This is a genomic window from Acinetobacter sp. HY1485 (genome assembly GCF_027568475.1).
GTDB lineage: Bacteria > Pseudomonadota > Gammaproteobacteria > Pseudomonadales > Moraxellaceae > Acinetobacter.
This window is the reverse complement of the sequence record NZ_JANKZG010000005.1, coordinates 1-18,173: the sequence shown is the minus strand read 5'-3', so window position 1 is coordinate 18,173 and position 18,173 is coordinate 1. Positions and strand designations below refer to the sequence as shown.

Sequence of the window (18,173 nt, the reverse complement as noted above, 5' to 3'; positions counted from 1 at the left end):
ATCTTCCAAATAAACGTATTATAACATGGCATATGTTATCGTTTTTATGTCTTGAAAATGGGGTATTTTCCCGAGATTTTTGGCATATTAAGCGTTTTTAACGATAATTTGAAGCCATTGCTGTAATGCAGGTGACGGTACTTTATTTTTTTTCCAAGCCATTGCCAAATGCCAACGTAATTGAGGTTCAACCAATTCAACGGCGGTAAATTTTTGCGGATCTAACATATCGGTATAGTACTTGGGTAACAGTGCAACGCCCATACGTTGATAGACCATATCAGCAAGTAAATTCCATTGACTACTTCGGCATACAATATGTGGCGTAAAGCCCTGTTGTTGGCAGGCGTTTAAAATCACTTCGTTGAGTGAGAAGTTTTCTTGAAACATTAAAAAGGACTGCTCAGAGAGCTCTTGTAAGGCAATACTTGGACGTTTTGCCCAAATTGCATCATGACGTAACACCACCATTAATGGATAGTCACACAATTCAATGCGATGGAATGAATCTTCAATCGGTTCTAACAAAACTCCCACATCAAGTTCATTATTGATCAGGGCTTGTTTAATGCCTTTAGAACCTACCTCTAAAAATGACAATTGAATATTGGGACATTGCTGATGAAACTCAAATAAGGACGAGGTGAGTAGTTGCGCGCCTAATGGCGGAACGCCCATATTGAGTGTACCTATTTGTAGGTTTTGATAATTTTCGATGTCTTGAAATAAATTATGTTGCTGTTGTAAAAGTTGCTGTGCATGTTGATAGATCCGCATACCAATTTCGGTCAGCGTTTTATCAGACATGAATAATGAAACGCCCAACTGTTTTTCAAGTTGTTGTAAGTGCTTACTGACCGTGGGCTGCGTAATACAAAGCAGTTCAGCAGTTTTAGTAAAACTTTGCGTATGTACAAGTGTACAAAAGCATTCAAGTAATTTAGGCGAAATATTCCGTTTTGGCATAATAATGATGGTGATAATTCATAACCTGCGGTGTTATTGCACTTTAAACTAAAAATATAAAGAAAGTGAAGAGATTAGCGCCGTGTTTTTAAAAGTTCTTTGGCAGATTGCACTCATTGCCATATTTTGGGGATCAGGCAACGCCCTTGCCATGTTATTACATAGCACCATGCCTGGCAGTATTTGGGGTATTTTACTTTTATTTTGTGCGCTATTTTTTAAAATGATTAAACTTGAACAAGTTGAAGAAGGTGCAAGTGCTGTTTTAAAAGAATTAGTGTTGCTGTTTTTACCGCTTGTGATGACCGTGATGCAATATAAAGCATTATTTATCACAGAAGGATGGAAACTTTTGATTAGTATTGGTGTTGGAACGGCGCTTGTGATGATCAGTACCAGTGTTACGATTCATCTGATGTATCGCTTTAAAAAACGAGGTGCAATATGATGAGTCTTCTGTGTTTAGTTTGGACTATTTTAGCTTATATTGGCGCAAAACAAATTTATAAAAAATATCCTAAAATTTGGTTAACACCTGCTATTACTGTACCCACCATTACCATTTTGTTAATGGTGATTTTTGGCATTTCGTATCAAACCTATAATCAAGATACCCATTGGTTAACCCAACTAATTGGTCCTGCTACGGTGGCATTTGCCGTCCCCATTTATCGTTATCGAAACATTATTAAAGAACATATCACTGTATTAATGGTTTCTATTTTTGTGGGCATGAGCGTGGGTGTGTTGAGTGCCTACGGTTTTGCACAACTTTTTCATTTTGATAGTGAAGTTACACACAGTCTCATGGCACGTTCAATTTCAACGCCGTTTGCCATGATTTTGGCAGAAGATTTACATGGTTCTGCGGCATTGGTGTCTTTATTTACGGTAATCACAGGATTTATCGGCATGATTTTTGGAGATTTGATTTTAGCCATCACTAAAATTAAATCGAATATTGCCAATGGTGCAGCGCTAGGTAACGGTGCACATGCCTTTGGTACGGCACGTGCACATCAACGTCATAGCGAAGAAGGCGTTATTGCCAGTTTAACCATGGTCATTGCAGGCATCTTAATGGTGGTAGTCGGTCCATTTTTGATTCAGCTATTTATTACAGTGTGCAATTAAATGTAACAGCATACAGCTGTGATGTTTCTGTTTACTGCAAATGCTAGTCAGACCAAAATTAGTTCGCTACATTAGCTTCATACGTTAATCACAACGTACAACAATAAAGGAAAGAACAATGACGATTAATACTCAAGAAATTAAAAAACACGCAAACGTAATCGCTTCTTGTGGCAAACATGTGGGTACTGTTGATCACTTAGAAGGGACAGACCAAATTAAATTGACAAAAAATGATGCAGCAGATGGTCACCACCATTTAATCCCTGTAGCATGGGTAGCAGAAATTAAAGGTGATGACGTAATTTTAAATAAAAATGCACAAGAAGTAGAACAAGGTTGGACAGCAATCTAATTTTTAAAAGTTCCTAAAAAAAGCATGTCTGCGGTCGTAGACATGCTTTTTATCTATAAAGGAGAAAGCAATGCCTTATATCTCGAAAAATCCTTTTAATAATGAAGTATTAAAAGAATATACGCCGCATGACCAAACTAAAATTAACCAAAGCTTAGATGATGCTGAACATCTTCTAAAATCGCCATGGTCATCGCACCAAAACATTGAGCAACGTGCACAAGTATTGCGTAATGTGGCAACTAATTTACGTCAAAATGAAGAAAAATACGCCAAAATTATGACGCTTGAGATGGGAAAACTCATTGAGCAAAGTCGTAGTGAGATTGAATCTTGTGCCAAAATTGCAGATTATTATGCAGAACATGCACATGAATACTTAGAACCAATTCCTTATGAAAATCCAATTGGTGAAGCGTGGATTGAACAACATCCTTTGGGTATTATTGTTGCCGTTGAACCGTGGAATTTTCCATTTTCGCAGTTAATGCGTGTATTTGCACCTAACTGTGCTATTGGTAATCCTGTTTTGGCAAAACATGCAGGAATTGTACCTCAATCGGCAGAAGCTTTTGAACAACTGATTTTAGATTCAGGTGCGCCAAAAGGCGTATGGACAAATCTGTTTGTGGATAGTGACCAAATTGCCGAAATTATTACGGATGAGCGCGTACAGGGTGTTGCACTAACAGGATCAGAAAAAGCAGGGCGTGCGGTGGCTGCCCAAGCAGGAAAATATCTTAAAAAATCAACGCTTGAATTAGGGGGCAATGATGTATTCATTGTACTAGATGAAGTTGATTTAGAAAAAGCCATTAAAATTGGTTGTCAAGCGCGTGTTAATAATGCAGGTCAGGTGTGTACGGCAGCAAAACGTTTTATTTTGCATGAAAAAATTGCAGAACAGTTTAAATCAGGCCTGATTAATGCTTTTAAAGCACTCAAGACAGGTGACCCTTTAGATGAAACCACAACGTTGGGGCCATTATCATCTGAAAGTGCGGTAAAACACCTTAAAGAACAAGTAGAACACGCCGTAGAATCAGGGGCACATCTTGTATTAGGTGGACATGCCATTGATTCGACAGGAAACTTTTTTGAGCCGACTATTTTAGAAGGAATTACGCCTGACAATGATGCATGGTTTGAAGAATTTTTTGGGCCTGTTGCACAAATCTATGTGGCAAAAGATGATGATGAAATTGTTGAGATCGCCAATCACTCACATTATGGCCTAGGTGGTGCAATTCACTCAACCAATATTGAACGTGCTAAAAAAATGGCATCACGCGTGCAAACGGGGATGTTATGGATTAATTGGTACACTGAAAGTACACCTGAACTTCCATTTGGTGGTGTGAAGAATTCAGGTTATGGACATGAACTTTCAGATATTGGTTTTAAAGAATTTGTGCAACAAAAATTAGTTGCTGTCAAATCATGATTCCCACTTTTGGCGGTAGCGCCATAAGGTGCTTCTGCTAATACCAAGTGCTTTTGCAACGGCATTGAGGTTATTTTGATGTTTTTGCATGAGTGCTTGATAGCTCTCATAATTAATTCCTGTTAGATTTTCACAAATAATATCTTGTGGTAAATCTTCTATATCAATTTGGGTTTTACCTTGCGCCATTGTAAGAGCGTATAACAACGTATTTTTAAGCTCTCTTATGTTCCCTGGCCAATCATAGTGTTTAAGTACATTCATCGCACGAAGTGTCAGGTTTGGCGTATCTTCAAAAGAGTTTTCTAATAAAAGCTTATCCACGAGCTGTTCAATTTCTTCTTTACGCTCACGTAAAGGCGGTACAAAAATAGGAATAACACGCAAACGATAGAGTAGGTCTTGCCTGAAGCGCCCTAATTTTGCTTCTTCTCGTAAAGCACGATGGGTTGCAGCAATAATACGGACATTACTTTGAATGACCTGTTCACCTCCTAAACGCATAAATTCTCCTGTTTCTAGTACACGCAAAAGCTTTGCTTGTAGTTCTAAGGGAATTTCCGCAACTTCGTCTAAAAACAGTGTTCCGCCTGCTGCACGTTCAAACATCCCTTTATGATCACGTATTGCCCCTGTAAATGCACCTTTAACGTGTCCAAATAATTCGCTTTCAAGTAGATTTGCATTTAAAGCGGCGCAATTTACGGCAACAAAAGGTTCTCTTTCGCTTGCTTTATGAATTGCATGAGCAACAAGTTCTTTGCCACTACCAGATTCACCTCTAACCAATACAGGAAAAGGCGTTTTAGCCACTTTTTGAATAATACTCATCATATTTTCAATCGCAGATGAGCTATATTCTTTAACTGTTGTATTTACAAAATAAAGTTCGCCGTAATGTTGTTGTTGAACATATAGGTAATAGGTGGGTTCATCTGATTTTTTACCATGTGCCACCGATTGATCAATGATCTGATGAGAGATATCGTAAGCAATAAATGGGTGACCTAAAACAGGAAGTTGTTTTAAGAAATCTTTTAAACTAACGACAGAGCTAAAATAGAGTTTTTCCATGGGTCTTATATGTTTCAAGCAATGTTTCATTGTAGTTTCATGAAACATATAAATACAAGTATAATAAAATAAACGATTGTTTTTAAACAATAAATACAAATTGGCATTAAATATGCATAATAGAGATGAATTAAAGAAATAATAGAGATAGGTTTATGTTGTTTAAGCAGTTTTTTGAAGAAAAAAGTTCAACTTATACTTATTTATTGGCATGTGAAACAACCAAACAGGCGGTCTTAATTGACCCTGTGGCGTGCGAAGTCGAAAAATACCTACAAGCACTTAAAGGTTACACCTTATTGTATACTTTAGATACCCACGTACATGCAGATCATATTACGGCAGCTAATTTATTAAGAGAGCAGTGTGGGTCTAAGTCTGTACTCAATCGTTATTCTGATGTGGAGTGTGGTGACATCCTAGTAACAGATGGGTGTGTTTTGCGCATTGGAAAATTTGAAATAAAAACATTGTATACCCCAGGGCATACCAATTCTTGTACCAGTTATTTGGTTGGTAATATGGTGTTTACAGGCGATGCGCTGTTGATTGATGGTTGTGGACGTACAGACTTTCAACATGGCAGCGCTGAAATGCTGTATGACAGTATTCATAATAAGCTGTTTTGTCTGCCTGATGAAACGATTGTGTATCCAGGACACGATTACAACGGTAGAACCGCATCTACCATTTTAAAAGAACGTACAACCAATTCTCGTTTAGGTGCAGGACGTTCAAAAGCAGATTTTATTGAATTAATGAATAATTTAGACTTACCTTATCCAAAGCAAATTGATATTGCACTTCCTGTTAACCAAGTATGTGGAAAACAAAAGTAATGAAAAAATTTAAGATTGTGATTGTCGGTGGTGGGGCTGCTGGTATTTCAACGGCATCTAGTATTTTAAAACGTGACCCTCAAGCAAATATTGCGATTATTGATCCTGCTGATACCAATTATTATCAACCCGGTTGGACAATGGTGGGTGGCGGTATTTTTGATGCACCCTCAACAGCAAAGCCTATGGCATCGGTTATGCCTAAAAATGTGACATGGTTAAAAAACGCTGTAGTACGTTTTGTACCAGATCACAATACAGTGGTTTTAAGCAACCAAGAAGAGGTTGGTTATGATGTTCTTGTGGTTTGTCCGGGAATACAACTTAATTGGTCTGCGATTGAAGGATTAGAAGACACGTTAGGTAAAAACGGCGTTACTTCAAATTATCGTTATGATCTTGCGCCGTATACATGGCAGTTGGTTCAACAGTTAAAACAAGGTAAAGCAATTTTTACACAGCCACCAATGCCAATTAAATGTGCAGGTGCACCCCAAAAAGCAATGTATTTATCGGCAGATCATTGGCAAAAACAAGGATGTCTACAGCAGATTAGTATCGACTTTTGTAATGCAGGTGCAGCATTGTTTGGTGTGAAGGATTATGTACCTGCGTTAATGCAATATATAGAGCGCTACGGCGTAAACTTATGTTTTGAAGAGCAACTCATCAAAGTAGATGGTATTGCCAAAAAAGCATGGTTTAAAACTAAAACTGGGATTATTGAGAAACCATTTGATATGTTGCATGTGGTACCACCACAACAAACACCAGAATGTATCCGTACAAGTACGCTTGTTGATGAAAAAGGATGGGTGAGTGTTCATCCTGAAACACTACAACATACCACTTATTCTAATATTTTTGCTTTAGGTGATGTGGTCAATACGACCAATGCTAAAACTGCTGCAGCCGCACGTAAACAAGCTCCAGTTGTCGCCGTGAATGTTTTAGCATTTTTAAATCAAAGTGCTGATTTTTATGCTTACGATGGTTATGGTTCATGTCCATTAACGGTTGAACGTGGCAAGATTGTACTTGCAGAATTTGGGTATGGTGGCAAATTAATGCCAACGTTTCCTGCTTGGTTTTTAGATGGACGTCAACCTACAGCGTTAGCTTGGTTTTTAAAGGCTAAACTTTTACCTTATATTTATTGGGAAGGTATGCTCAAAGGACAAGAATGGTTTGTTAAACCCAATAAGAAGTATCAGTAATGTGGGTTTTAGTACTTGAAGGTATTGCAATTGGTACTTTACTTGGACTCACAGGTGCAGGGGGCGGCATTCTTGCTGTGCCTGCACTCATGGCATCTCAAGGGTGGAGCGTTGCCCAAGCTGCACCTGTAGGATTGATCGCCGTAACGATGTCTGCATTTATTAGTACGATTCAAGGCTTTGTACAACATGTTGTGAGGTATCGAGCTGCAATTTGGATTGCAATTTTAGCGATTCCATTTGCTCATTTTGGAGTTGTTTTTAGCCACTTTATACCTAAAGCATATATGACATTATTATTTTCTTGTGTCATGTTTTTTGTGGCTTATAGATTATTTTTTAAACAAAATATAGAGCAGCCAAATCCATTATGTAAACTTAATCCAAATACTGGACGCTTTTTATGGAATAAAAAAACCGCCGTTATTTTAGGATGTGTTGGCATCTTTTCAGGGTTTTTAACTGGGCTCTTAGGTGTTGGTGGTGGTTTTATCATTGTACCTGTGCTTAAACGTCTTACTAATCTTGGTATGAAAAGTATTATTTCAACTTCTTTAATGATTGTTGGTTTGATTGGTTCTTTTACAATTATTCTTCACTTGCTTGAAGGATTTAGTTATCCAAAAACCATTACAATCATGTTTGTTATTGCATGCATAGTTGGACTGTTAGTTGGAAAACAACTTCTGAATATTATATCTCCAAAAGTTGTTCAGCGAATATTTGCTTTAACCGTTGTTTGTGTTGCAACAAATATGTTTTTAACGGCAGTATGAAATTTCGTATAATACATATTATGTTAAATATGTTGTCGATAAAGTAATAAAAAAGCACCCGAAGGTGCTTTTTTTAACGGCGCGCTGTATGTAGTTTTTTATAACTTTCAATTAAACGTAAATGCGGTTCAATCCCCTCAAGCTTCATACTTGTTGGCGTTAATCCATAAAAACGCACTGTGCCTTCAACTGAACCCATCGCAGCATCCATACGTTCATTACCAAACATACGGCGGAAATTCACTACATAATTTTCTATATCAAGCTCATCATCTAATACAACTTCAAGTACCACGTTAAGTGCTTGATAAAACAAGCCACGCTCAACGGTATTAGTGTTGTATTGTAAAAATGCCTCTACAAGATCTTTTGCTTCTTCAAACTCTTGTAATGCTAAGTTAATTAGAAGCTTGAGCTCTAATAATGTAAGTTGTCCCCACACGGTATTATCATCAAATTCAATACCAATCAGTGTTTTAATCTCAGTATAGTCATCTAGTTCACTGTCTTCTAAACGTTCAAGCAACGCTTGTAACTGCTCATCATCTAAACGATGTAAATTTAAAATGTCTTCACGGAACAATAAAGCTTTGTTGGTATTATCCCATACAAGGTCTTCTACCAAATAAACTTCCGAATATCCCGGAACTAAAATACGACACGCCGTTGCACCTAATTGGTCATATACCGCCATGTAAACTTCTTTACCCAACGACTCTAAAATACCAAACAACGTTTGTGCTTCTTTTTGGTTATCGCCTTTTGCTGTGAAATCCCATTCCACAAATTCAAAATCTGATTTAGCACTAAAGAAATGCCAAGACACAACACCACTTGAATCAATAAAATGCTCAACAAAGTTATTTGGTTCTGTTACGGCGTTACTACTAAAAGTTGGTTGTGGTAAATCGTTTAAGCCTTCAAAGCTACGACCTTGTAAAAGTTCAGTTAAGCTACGCTCTAAGGCAACTTCAAAACTTGGATGTGCACCAAAAGATGCAAATACACCACCTGTACGTGGGTTCATCAATGTTACACACATCACAGGGAACTTTCCGCCTAACGATGCGTCTTTTACAAGCACAGGAAAGCCCTGCTCTTCTAATGCTTTAATACCTTCTACAATAGATGGATATTTTGCAATTACTTCTTGTGGTACGTCAGGGAGCGTGATCTCACCTTCTAAAATTTCACGCTTTACGGCACGTTCAAAAATTTCAGATAAGCATTGTACTTGTGCTTCGGCAAGTGTATTACCTGCACTCATGCCATTACTTAAAAATAAGTTTTCAATTAAATTTGATGGGAAATAAACAGTTTCACCGTCAGATTGACGAACAAATGGTAAAGAGCAAATACCACGTGCCGTATTACCCGAATTTGTGTCATATAAATGAGAACCGCATAACTCATCTTCAGGATTATAAATTTCTAGGCAATACTCATCTAAAATTTCAGACGGTAACTCATCATTTTCACCTGGTTTAAACCATTTTTCATTTGGGTAATGTACAAATTCTGCATTAGCAATTTCCTCACCCCAAAATTGGTCATTATAAAAGAAGTTACAGTTTAAACGCTCAATAAACTCGCCTAAGGCAGAAGCTAATGCACTCTCTTTAGTTGCACCTTTACCATTGGTAAAACACATTGGCGACTGGGCATCACGGATATGCAATGACCACACATTAGGTACAATATTGCGCCACGATGCAATCTCAATTTTCATACCTAAATCTGCCAAAATTTTAGACATATTGGCAATCGTAGTTTCTAATGGTAAATCTTTACCCAAAATGGTGGTTGCCGTATCTGATGATAAGCTTGGCATTAACAACGCTTGTGCGTCAGCATCAATACTCTCAACTTCTTCAATGATAAATTCAGGACCTGTTTGTACCACTTTTTTAACGGTACAACGGTCAATAGAACGTAAAATTCCTTTACGATCCTTCTCTGAAATATCGCTTGGTAATTCCACTTGAATTTTAAAAATTTGGTTATAACGGTTTTCAGGGTCAACAATATTATTTTGAGATAACCGAATATTCTCTGTTGGAATATCGCGTGCATTACAATACACTTTTACAAAGTATGCAGCACACATTGCAGATGATGCTAAAAAATAATCAAAAGGACCGGGTGCAGAACCATCCCCTTTATAACGAATGGGTTGGTCAGCGATTACGGTAAAGTCATCAAACTTAGCCTCAAGCCGAAGATTATCTAAAAAATTGACTTTGATTTCCATGCTGGCACCTTAGGGTCAAATAAAGATGCTGATCTTACAGAATTCTGCCCCCTTCTTCTACACAACGGATCTACCATATGCTTAAAACAATAACACCATGGCTCGCTTTACGGCATGAATTTTGGGCACAGCTCAATCAAGAAGAGCATAAAGAAGATATTCATCATATTTTAAATAAAAAAATTTCACGGTCTGCATTTTTACTACTTAAAGACAATAATGTGATTGGTTTTGCAGAAGTAGCTTTACGCTCTTATTCAAATGGCTGTTTTTTTCAACCTGTTCCCTTTTTAGAAGGTTTTTATATTAAGCCAAACGAACAAGGTAAAAAGTATGGAAAATTCTTTATAAACCAAGTAGAACAAGAATTAATTCAGCTTGGTTATAAAGAATTATGCTCATCAACAGATTGGGAAAACACAATATCTCAAGCAGTACATACTGCCCTGAACTTTACCGAAGTTGATCGTATTGTGCTCTATCATAAAAGATTAATGCCCGTATGATAAGCGTTTAATATTCACAAAATCACGCCATGTCACAGGGGCAGTCGATCCATTGCTTCCCCATGTACCTGAGCCTTGCATAAATGACAATGGAATATCTGAATCTATGCCCAACATACCATGTGTCGCAGGTAAATTAACCAATACACGACCTGCAGGCAGTTGTTCTGCAAAGGTTTGAATTTCGTATTGATCATGACTATGGATTACAGCAGTATGCCCTGTACCTGATTGCCACAATAAACTTTCGGCAACTTGTATACCTTGCTTATGTTTGGCTTTCACAATGGTTAATAACGGCGTTAATTTTTCTTGTGTCAAAAATTCAAAACCTTCTGTTTGCTCAACAACAACTAAGCAACATGATGTCTCTGTAAGTTGACTTGCTTCTACTCCAATTTTTTCGCGTTTTAATGTGTTTCCATCAAAATTACAGGCTACAAACGCGTCTATATCATTACGTTCTTGTAAAACACACACTTGATTTTGCTTCAGTACACGAATAAATTCATCGTAAACATCCTCATCAACCACAATATTGCTTTCAGAACCGCACACAATACCATTGTCATACGTTTTACTTTGAATAATGTGCTCAACCGCTTGCTGTAAATTTGCTGTACAACCAATCAGTACAGGCACATTACCTGGTCCAACACCAATGGCAGGCGTACCTGATGAATATGCAGATTTAACTAAACTACTACCACCCGTTGCCAAAATTAGCCCCACTTCAGGCGCTTGCATGAGTGCTTGTGTAGTTTCTCTAGACGGCGTTTCTACCGCTTGAATCGCATCTTTTAAATCGTAGTGAGCTAAAACATCTTGAATTTTTTGTACCATCAAGTTACCAATGGCTTGTGCTTTTCTTGGAAAGCTTAAAATCAACGAATTACGGGTTTTTAAGCACATCAACGTTTTAAACAATGCATTGGGTACAGGGTTAGTTAAAGGCACTACAGCAAAAATTAACCCAATCGGTGCAGCATACTCAACAAACGGCGTTGGGGTATTTAAACGTCCAAATGTTTTAACGCCAAATAATTCACGGTAAACACGGTCTGTCACAAGTTCTAATTTATGAACTTTATCTTTGACATTACCAATTTGGCTTTGTTTAAGCTCTTCACTTGCCCAATACGTTAAGTCTGATGCAAATATATTGATAATTTCAGTAATAACAGTATCCAAACGGTCATCACTAAAATGCGCTAATTTTTCTTGTGCTTCAACGGCAAGTTCAATCATGTTGATCACCACGCAATCGGTTGACGTTGATAAAAAAACTGTCCATTAATCTGTTCAGCTTCTAAAGCTAACCATATTGGCGTATCTGCCCCTTGTGTTGCAGAATTCGGTGCTTTATGGGTAAAGTCATCATGCTCGTTTAAACCTGTTCGGCACCAACCCGGGCTACATGAACACACTTGAATATTTGTATTTCTAAATTGTTTGGCAAATACAAGTGACGTCATATTCAGTGCCGCTTTAGAAACGCGGTAACTTGGCGCATCAATTGCATCAAACTTAGAATACGGATCGCTCACCTGTGCCATTGCGCCCAAATCACTCGACATATTAATCACGCGCGCATCGTCTGATTTTTTCAGAAATGGCAGTAATGCTTGAGTGACTGCAAAAGGACCACGCACATTGGTTTCTAATAACTGTGTGATGGTATCAAACGGCGTATGTTCAATATCTAAATCATAATCAGGCATAATGCCTGCATTATTCACCAATACATCAAGACGTTGTTCAGGAAAATTTTGTGCAAGCTGTTCAATAGATACTTGTTGTGTTACATCCAATAACATATGGGTTAGATGAGGCACATCAACAGGTGTACGGCTTGTAATATAAACTTGATGCCCTTGAGCCGCTAAACCTTTGGCAATTTCTAGACCAATCCCACGCGAACCACCTGTGATTAAACATATTTTTTTCATTGTATTGTCCCTTTTATAATGTTCTAAGCGTACGTTTTAATTTTTTACCTGTTACACCCGTATAGTCATGTGCAGACTGAAATTCCAATGTACTCAATGTTGGATAACCATGCTGTTGCATGTGGGCGTTCATACGTGGCAACAAATCAGATGTTTCGGCTTTTAATTCAACATAAGCAATCAATTGGTTATGATGTTCAACAATGCTGAGTTCAAAAATTTCAGGCATATGCGCCAAGATTAACTCTTCCATTTGACAGCTATACACTTGCTTACCATCTATCATGATGGCATCACTCGTACGGTCTACATGGTAAAAATCACCCTGATCATCAAAATAAACCAAATCACCTGTTAGCCAATAACCTTGTAATTTATTTTTTTCAGTTAAAGAGTGGTTATTCCAATAGCCTTGAGTGACAGATTTAGCCTTAACACCTAAGCGTCCTATTTGATTTGCAGATAACTTTTGTCCTTCATCATCAAATACGGCAACATCTACCCAATCAAACGCTTGTCCAATACAGCGTTGGTATTTATTGGTATTTGGCGTATGAATATTTCTAAAAATAGCAAAAGCAAATTCAGACGAACCTAAGTTATCAATAAAACAAGAACCTGCAACACGTTGCCCTTTCTTTTGATGATGCCCCAATGACACCAATTTTCGGATATGTGGTTCATGGTTAGCATCACCTGTCGCAATCCAATAACTTACTGATTCAAAATCTTCAGGATCAAATTGTTCACGGCATAAATCTACAAATACTTTAGGAAATGCTACCACAACATCAGGTTTAATTTTCTTAACAGCGTGAATAATTGCATCAGGCTCACGTTCGCTTAAGAGCGTCATGGGTGTGCCACGCAACAAAAATGACATAAGAACCGAAATTGATGCACCATGTGAATGTGGCAAAATAGATAAAACGTGTTCACCTTTTTGCTTTTCAATCTGCTGCTTAACGCCATAATACATCGATTCATGGGTAAAAATTACGCCTTTGGGAATACCCGTTGTACCTGACGTATGTCCAATCATAATCACATCATCAGGTTGATGTTCAAATAACGGCGGACGCTCACCTGTTGCATGACTGTCAATCTCATTTAAATTAAAAACTGGAAGATGCGAGATTGATGTAGGTCGATTCACGACCAAAAAATCAGGTTTAATAATGGCTAGAAATTTTGCTAAAACATCATCTGAGAGCCCACCATTAATCAATGATGGAATTGCACCCATGCTATTTAGGGCAACAAAATGCAAAAAGTAATCAAAGCTGTCTTGCAAATATAAACTCACAACATCTTTAGGCTTTACTCCAAGTGCATCGTAAGCTGAAGCTAAACGATCCGAAATTTGGATAATATCCGCAATACTGAGGGATTTTTGTTCAAATAAATGTAAAAGGGGCTGTTGAGTATCAAAATATTGACTCAGTTTATAAATGAAATTCCCTGCGCCTAGCGCTTCATCTTTTAAAATTTGATTTAACATTTTAAGCCTCTTTTTCTAAGTTATAACGCATGCCAATAGCTAAGCGATTCCATACATTGACCAAACCCACAAGATAAGTCAGATCAACAACTTCTTTTTCTGTAAAGTATTGAATTAAAGGTTCATAATATTCATCATCAGCATGTGTCGTTGCCACAAACGTGAGTGCTTGTGCCCAAGTCAAAGCCGCTTTTTCTTTTGGTGTAAATAATGCTGTTTCCTGATAAGCATTCAGTAGCAAGAGTTGCTGTGATGAGATACCAATTTTTGTTGCTTGTTTTGCGTGGTAGTCAATACAATAAGCACAGCCGTTGAGTTGTGAAATTTTAACTTTAATCAACTCAACTAAAACCTCATCTAATGAAGTTTGAGTAGAAATTTGCGTATCGTATTGTACTAAAGTGTTGTAGAGGGTTTTAGAAACTAATGAAGGTTCAATTCGCCGAGCAGACATTATGAAATCCTTTTATTTGTCTGTGCGTTATAATGCTCCACCATCTTAAAATAATTATTAAAGAAACCAAGTCCATCTTTCGTTAAAATCGACTCGGGATGAAATTGCACGCCCCAAATCGGTTTATAACGATGTTGTAGTGCCATAATTTCGCCGTTTGGCTCATCTACCCATGCCGTTGCAACTAAATCCTGAGGTAAATCATCAACGACTAAAGAGTGGTATCGCCCTACTATAATTTTTTCAGGAAAATCATAAAATAATTCGTTGGCATGATGGACAATTTCAGAACGCTTACCATGTATTGCTGTTTTAGCACGAATTACTTTACCGCCAAAAGCATGCGCAATACATTGATGTCCCAAACAAATTCCAAAAATAGGAACATCAAGCTGTTGAATGATTTGAACGGATATACCTGCTTCATGAGGTGTACAAGGACCTGGAGAAATAATAATTGATTCTGGTTGCATCTTTTTTATTTCATCTAGGGTGATTTCATCATTACGTACCACTTTTAAATCAATATTAAGCATTTTGCAGTATTGATAAACGTTGTAGGTAAAACTGTCATAATTATCAATCATTAAGTGCATGAGTGTCCGCTTCCATCCGTTTTAGTTCGTAACACATTGTTTTTTATATCCAATCTCTTTTTATTAGTCCGTATCAATCCGTATTAGTCTCTGTCTATTCGCTATAAAAACGGGTAACGTAACGGGTAACGAATTGAGTATGATTATGTTGTTTCGATGTTGTCTAATACTAAAATTAAAAACTTAAAACCTGCTGAAAAAATGTTCCGAATTTTAGATTCTGAGCGTTTATATATTGAAGTAAGGCCAAGTGGTAAGAAAATATGGCGGTTTAAATACTCATTTGAGTCCAAAGAAACCTCGATGAGTCTAGGTGAATATCCGCTAATTTCATTAAAAGAAGCAAGAGAACGTAGACAGCTTCAACAAAAATATCTCTCACAAGGATTGAATCCTGTCGCTGAAAAAAGGAAATCAGAAAATAAAGCAAAAACTTCAACGCTTTTTAAATTTGTTGCTCAAGAATATAAAGAAAAAAAATTAAAGACTAAGTCACATACATATATTCTTCAGTACGATCGAGCTATGCAAAAAGATATTTTTCCTATCATTGGTGACAAAGAAGTCTCCGAAGTGACCTCTGCTGATGTTTTAGAAATAATGGAAAAAACTGTAAAACGGATACGTCGTTCAAAAAGTTTTACTGGTGAAGTTGCTGCAATACTTAATCGAAAGTTTATTGGTGCAATCATACGTTATGCAATAGTAACTTTGAGAGCAAATTATGATCCAACGTACGCAGTAAAAGATTATGTAGAACGTCCTGAAATTGAACATGCTCGTGTCTTAACTAAACAAGAAATGTTTAAACTTAGAACTTCTCTTGATTCTTATAAGGGTTCTATTACTGTAAAAAATGCTGGGTTAGCTTTGCTTTATTCAATGTTGAGAACAGTCGAAGTTCGTAGAATGAAATGGTCATTTGTTGATTTTGATGAGCGTTTAATTACTTTTCCTGTTATGTCTCGTAGAAAAACTCAAGAACGTTCAACCAAGAAAAACCGCCTACACCTTGTACCTATATCTAATCAACTGTATCAATTATTAAAAGAACAATATGAAATAACAGGCCATCAAGATTATGTATTTTGTTCAATACAACGATCCAACGCTATGTTGTCAGCTACTACATTAAATAGAATGCTTGAATATATAGATTTGAAGGGCGTAACAGCTCATGATTTTCGTGCAACTGCTTCTACAGTATTAAACGAAAAAGGCTATAGTGAGGATTGGATAGAAAAACAATTGGCTCATTCTCACCAAAATAAAACACGTGCTTCTTATAACCATGCACAGTATTTAAATGATCGCCGTAAAATGTTACAAGATTGGGCTGATATGGTTGATGGGTGGAAACAGTAATGAAAGGTAGTTGTTTAAAACAGGTGTTATATTTACTTTTATGGGCAGTGCTTGCAATTTTTATAGTATATACAGCCCTACTTATGTGGGATCTTATTCCAAAGTATAACCGCGATAATGCTGCTATTTTTGCAGCTGGTATTTCCGCTTTATCAGCTGTAGTAACAATTTTTGCAGTATTAACTAATAATAATCGTACGATTGATTCACAAAAGAATTTGCAAAATAACCAACTTACACAACAAAAAAACGAATTACTTTATAAAATTTCTTATGAAAAATTGGAAATCTTGATTGAACTAAGGAAAGAAGATATTAAAACTTTTCAAAGTGAAATATCAAACTTTGGTTTTCATTCTCATAAAGCAATTAATTTAACTGGAATGGCACACCACAAGGCCTATCAATTATTTAAGGTACTTGAAATACCCAAAAATGAAAATACGAAACTTTTAAGAGATCAACTTATAACCCAATATAATAACGACCTTGCGAAAATTGATAGTGATTATATTGCAAACCATAATGAACTTACAAAATGTATAAATAATATTAAGATACATAAACTAACCCCTAAAAATATTATGGATAAGATTAAAGAATTTGAAAATAAAAATATCGAATTATGGGGGGTAATAAGCAATCAAAAAAATATGGGTGAATTAATCCATAATGAAACAAGCTTAAACACTTATCCTGATATGCAAGACATCTTACTGTCTTGTACTCAAATTCTAGAAGATGCAAAACTGCATTTAAAACAAGAACGTATTGATATAGAGAATTTGTTAGAAAGTAATGAAAGTATTATTAAAAACACGTTAAGTTAAAAAGAAAAATTTCTAATTAAATTTTTCTTTTATTTAAATTTTTTTGTAGTCAAAATATTTTTAACAAAATTAATTTTATATACATGATACAAAATATTTTACTATCTTTTTGACAAAAAGACTATTTTTTAACCTCTTTTTTACGTAGCAAAAGGGCTATTTTATTGATTTACTCGCCTTGCATCAGCTCGGTACTCATCAGCAACTTTTGCCATATTTCGATATTCTGTGATGCAACTTGAGAGTACGTTACTTTGGACTCTTGAGTATTCTTCGACCGCTTCTCGTCTTGCGGTTTTAATACGACTGTTGGCTTGGGTAAGTTGCTTTGACAAGCTGTCAGCCCGAGTGTGAGCAAGATCAGCATCATGCGAGATTTGTTTAAGTTTAGCATTGTAGGTTTTCTCCGCTTGAATGAGTTGTTGTTGTGCTTCGACTTGCGCTTTAAGTTGGATCTCGTTTTGCTCTTTGACATAAAGCGTATGTTGTTGCTTTAAGTTATCAATAGTGTGGGCTTTATTGGTGACCAAGGTGATCATGCCCATCAGCACAAACACCAGTACCCCGATAATGCCCTCACGCCAAAATTTGATGAGTAGTGCTAAGCTCATGGGTTCTCTCCGATACATTTCTGATAGCGTTCTAATTGACGCGTATACACGCCATAGCAATTGTTTGAGCGAACCTTACAGTCACGCTTCGCCACGTAGCGGTATTGCAGGAGTGAGCGACAAGCCTGTGCATATTGACCATTTAACAGATTGGTACGCATAGACGACTTGTTAAATGCACCAATACCGTATTGGTAGACAAAGTCGAGATACACGTCATATTCAGTTTGTGACAATGCAACTTTTGGAATTGAGTTTTTAAGCTGACGTTCTGTTTTACCCACATGCTGACGTAAGTAATGATC

General features: G+C 36.8%; 18 protein-coding genes and 2 pseudogenes. 10 read left to right on the top strand and 10 right to left on the bottom strand.

Going from position 1 to position 18,173, the window contains the following annotated elements; translation table 11 throughout:
- Positions 1 to 87: 87 nt before the first annotated feature.
- Positions 88 to 966: a LysR family transcriptional regulator gene (locus PCI70_RS06825; RefSeq protein WP_269914582.1), complete on the bottom strand. Its 879-nt coding sequence runs from the start codon at positions 964 to 966 to the stop codon at positions 88 to 90.
- Between the two features lie 82 nt (positions 967 to 1,048).
- Here PCI70_RS06825 and PCI70_RS06820 point away from each other — a divergent pair, with 82 nt between their 5' ends.
- The 4 genes from PCI70_RS06820 (at position 1,049) to PCI70_RS06805 (ending at position 3,899) form a co-directional block, all read left to right on the top strand.
- Positions 1,049 to 1,414 carry a CidA/LrgA family protein gene (locus PCI70_RS06820; RefSeq protein ID WP_269914581.1) on the top strand — a complete coding sequence of 122 codons (366 nt, stop codon included), beginning with the start codon at positions 1,049 to 1,051 and terminating at the stop codon, positions 1,412 to 1,414.
- A complete protein-coding gene (locus PCI70_RS06815; RefSeq protein WP_269914580.1) occupies positions 1,411 to 2,100 on the top strand; it encodes an LrgB family protein in 690 nt (229 codons plus the stop codon). Before PCI70_RS06820 ends, PCI70_RS06815 begins: the two co-directional genes overlap by 4 nt.
- 118 nt (positions 2,101 to 2,218) lie before the next feature.
- Positions 2,219 to 2,455: a DUF2171 domain-containing protein gene (locus tag PCI70_RS06810; protein WP_269914579.1), complete on the top strand. Its 237-nt coding sequence runs from the start codon at positions 2,219 to 2,221 to the stop codon at positions 2,453 to 2,455.
- Between the two features lie 70 nt (positions 2,456 to 2,525).
- Positions 2,526 to 3,899 carry an NAD-dependent succinate-semialdehyde dehydrogenase gene (locus tag PCI70_RS06805; RefSeq protein ID WP_269914578.1) on the top strand — a complete coding sequence of 458 codons (1,374 nt, stop codon included), beginning with the start codon at positions 2,526 to 2,528 and terminating at the stop codon, positions 3,897 to 3,899.
- On the opposite strand, the pseudogene PCI70_RS06800 reads toward PCI70_RS06805, so the two are convergent.
- A pseudogene (locus PCI70_RS06800) lies at positions 3,894 to 4,751 on the bottom strand (sigma-54 interaction domain-containing protein); the annotation flags it as partial. The gene PCI70_RS06805 and the pseudogene PCI70_RS06800 overlap by 6 nt on opposite strands.
- A 377-nt stretch (positions 4,752 to 5,128) precedes the next feature.
- Between PCI70_RS06800 and PCI70_RS06795 the strand changes: the two are divergent.
- The 3 genes and pseudogenes from PCI70_RS06795 to PCI70_RS06785 all read left to right on the top strand — a co-directional run bounded on the left by PCI70_RS06795 (position 5,129) and on the right by PCI70_RS06785 (position 7,805).
- Positions 5,129 to 5,812, top strand: a complete 684-nt coding sequence (locus PCI70_RS06795; protein WP_269914577.1) for an MBL fold metallo-hydrolase — start codon at positions 5,129 to 5,131, stop codon at positions 5,810 to 5,812.
- Between the two features lie 8 nt (positions 5,813 to 5,820).
- Positions 5,821 to 7,029, top strand: a pseudogene (locus tag PCI70_RS06790) (FAD-dependent oxidoreductase); the annotation flags it as partial.
- On the top strand, positions 7,029 to 7,805 hold the full coding sequence (locus PCI70_RS06785) for a sulfite exporter TauE/SafE family protein (protein WP_269914576.1): 777 nt from the start codon (positions 7,029 to 7,031) through the stop codon (positions 7,803 to 7,805). The pseudogene PCI70_RS06790 and the gene PCI70_RS06785, both read left to right, overlap by 1 nt.
- A 73-nt stretch (positions 7,806 to 7,878) precedes the next feature.
- Here PCI70_RS06785 and PCI70_RS06780 read toward each other — a convergent pair whose 3' ends face one another.
- Positions 7,879 to 10,056 (bottom strand): OsmC domain/YcaO domain-containing protein, encoded by a 2,178-nt coding sequence (locus tag PCI70_RS06780; protein ID WP_269914575.1) that lies wholly within the window; start codon positions 10,054 to 10,056, stop codon positions 7,879 to 7,881.
- A 77-nt stretch (positions 10,057 to 10,133) separates the two neighbouring features.
- On the opposite strand from PCI70_RS06780, the gene PCI70_RS06775 reads away from it, so the two are divergent.
- Positions 10,134 to 10,562 carry a GNAT family N-acetyltransferase gene (locus tag PCI70_RS06775; RefSeq protein WP_269914574.1) on the top strand — a complete coding sequence of 143 codons (429 nt, stop codon included), beginning with the start codon at positions 10,134 to 10,136 and terminating at the stop codon, positions 10,560 to 10,562.
- Here PCI70_RS06775 and PCI70_RS06770 read toward each other — a convergent pair.
- Genes PCI70_RS06770 through PCI70_RS06750 form a run of 5 tightly spaced genes read right to left on the bottom strand, consistent with a single transcriptional unit; the run spans position 10,548 to position 15,062 of the window.
- Positions 10,548 to 11,810, bottom strand: coding sequence for an aldehyde dehydrogenase family protein (locus PCI70_RS06770; RefSeq protein WP_269914573.1), 1,263 nt, complete (start codon positions 11,808 to 11,810; stop codon positions 10,548 to 10,550). The two genes, PCI70_RS06775 and PCI70_RS06770, sit on opposite strands and share 15 nt — an antisense overlap.
- A 5-nt stretch (positions 11,811 to 11,815) precedes the next feature.
- A complete protein-coding gene (locus PCI70_RS06765) occupies positions 11,816 to 12,511 on the bottom strand; it encodes an SDR family NAD(P)-dependent oxidoreductase (protein ID WP_269914572.1) in 696 nt (231 codons plus the stop codon).
- Positions 12,512 to 12,524: 13 nt separating this feature from the next.
- Positions 12,525 to 14,012: a class I adenylate-forming enzyme family protein gene (locus PCI70_RS06760; RefSeq protein ID WP_269914571.1), complete on the bottom strand. Its 1,488-nt coding sequence runs from the start codon at positions 14,010 to 14,012 to the stop codon at positions 12,525 to 12,527.
- 1 nt (position 14,013) lies between these two features.
- Positions 14,014 to 14,466: a carboxymuconolactone decarboxylase family protein gene (locus PCI70_RS06755; protein ID WP_269914570.1), complete on the bottom strand. Its 453-nt coding sequence runs from the start codon at positions 14,464 to 14,466 to the stop codon at positions 14,014 to 14,016.
- Complete coding sequence (locus PCI70_RS06750) at positions 14,466 to 15,062, bottom strand: anthranilate synthase component II (protein ID WP_269914569.1); 597 nt, start codon at positions 15,060 to 15,062, stop codon at positions 14,466 to 14,468. The genes PCI70_RS06755 and PCI70_RS06750 overlap by 1 nt, the downstream gene beginning before the upstream one ends.
- A gap of 156 nt (positions 15,063 to 15,218) precedes the next feature.
- Here PCI70_RS06750 and PCI70_RS06745 point away from each other — a divergent pair, with 156 nt between their 5' ends.
- Positions 15,219 to 16,427: a tyrosine-type recombinase/integrase gene (locus tag PCI70_RS06745; RefSeq protein WP_269914568.1), complete on the top strand. Its 1,209-nt coding sequence runs from the start codon at positions 15,219 to 15,221 to the stop codon at positions 16,425 to 16,427.
- Complete coding sequence (locus tag PCI70_RS06740) at positions 16,427 to 17,257, top strand: hypothetical protein (RefSeq protein ID WP_269914567.1); 831 nt, start codon at positions 16,427 to 16,429, stop codon at positions 17,255 to 17,257. Before PCI70_RS06745 ends, PCI70_RS06740 begins: the two co-directional genes overlap by 1 nt.
- 161 nt (positions 17,258 to 17,418) lie before the next feature.
- Here the strand turns inward: PCI70_RS06740 and PCI70_RS06735 are convergent, their stop codons facing one another.
- Positions 17,419 to 17,868: a hypothetical protein gene (locus PCI70_RS06735; protein ID WP_269914566.1), complete on the bottom strand. Its 450-nt coding sequence runs from the start codon at positions 17,866 to 17,868 to the stop codon at positions 17,419 to 17,421.
- Positions 17,865 to 18,173: glycoside hydrolase family protein (locus PCI70_RS06730; protein ID WP_269914565.1), on the bottom strand; the 309-nt coding region annotated here is incomplete at its 5' end. The genes PCI70_RS06735 and PCI70_RS06730, both read right to left, overlap by 4 nt.

What these genes read in the sequence shown, in the direction of transcription:
- PCI70_RS06825 (WP_269914582.1), bottom strand. Translation starts at nt 966, where the DNA reads ATGCCAAAACGGAATATTTCGCCTAAATTACTTGAATGCTTTTGTACA.
- PCI70_RS06815 (WP_269914580.1), top strand. Translation starts at nt 1,411, where the DNA reads ATGATGAGTCTTCTGTGTTTAGTTTGGACTATTTTAGCTTATATTGGC.
- PCI70_RS06810 (WP_269914579.1), top strand. Translation starts at nt 2,219, where the DNA reads ATGACGATTAATACTCAAGAAATTAAAAAACACGCAAACGTAATCGCT.
- PCI70_RS06805 (WP_269914578.1), top strand. Translation starts at nt 2,526, where the DNA reads ATGCCTTATATCTCGAAAAATCCTTTTAATAATGAAGTATTAAAAGAA.
- PCI70_RS06795 (WP_269914577.1), top strand. Translation starts at nt 5,129, where the DNA reads ATGTTGTTTAAGCAGTTTTTTGAAGAAAAAAGTTCAACTTATACTTAT.
- PCI70_RS06785 (WP_269914576.1), top strand. Translation starts at nt 7,029, where the DNA reads ATGTGGGTTTTAGTACTTGAAGGTATTGCAATTGGTACTTTACTTGGA.
- PCI70_RS06780 (WP_269914575.1), bottom strand. Translation starts at nt 10,056, where the DNA reads ATGGAAATCAAAGTCAATTTTTTAGATAATCTTCGGCTTGAGGCTAAG.
- PCI70_RS06775 (WP_269914574.1), top strand. Translation starts at nt 10,134, where the DNA reads ATGCTTAAAACAATAACACCATGGCTCGCTTTACGGCATGAATTTTGG.
- PCI70_RS06770 (WP_269914573.1), bottom strand. Translation starts at nt 11,810, where the DNA reads ATGATTGAACTTGCCGTTGAAGCACAAGAAAAATTAGCGCATTTTAGT.
- PCI70_RS06765 (WP_269914572.1), bottom strand. Translation starts at nt 12,511, where the DNA reads ATGAAAAAAATATGTTTAATCACAGGTGGTTCGCGTGGGATTGGTCTA.
- PCI70_RS06760 (WP_269914571.1), bottom strand. Translation starts at nt 14,012, where the DNA reads ATGTTAAATCAAATTTTAAAAGATGAAGCGCTAGGCGCAGGGAATTTC.
- PCI70_RS06755 (WP_269914570.1), bottom strand. Translation starts at nt 14,466, where the DNA reads ATGTCTGCTCGGCGAATTGAACCTTCATTAGTTTCTAAAACCCTCTAC.
- PCI70_RS06750 (WP_269914569.1), bottom strand. Translation starts at nt 15,062, where the DNA reads ATGCACTTAATGATTGATAATTATGACAGTTTTACCTACAACGTTTAT.
- PCI70_RS06745 (WP_269914568.1), top strand. Translation starts at nt 15,219, where the DNA reads ATGTTGTCTAATACTAAAATTAAAAACTTAAAACCTGCTGAAAAAATG.
- PCI70_RS06740 (WP_269914567.1), top strand. Translation starts at nt 16,427, where the DNA reads ATGAAAGGTAGTTGTTTAAAACAGGTGTTATATTTACTTTTATGGGCA.
- PCI70_RS06735 (WP_269914566.1), bottom strand. Translation starts at nt 17,868, where the DNA reads ATGAGCTTAGCACTACTCATCAAATTTTGGCGTGAGGGCATTATCGGG.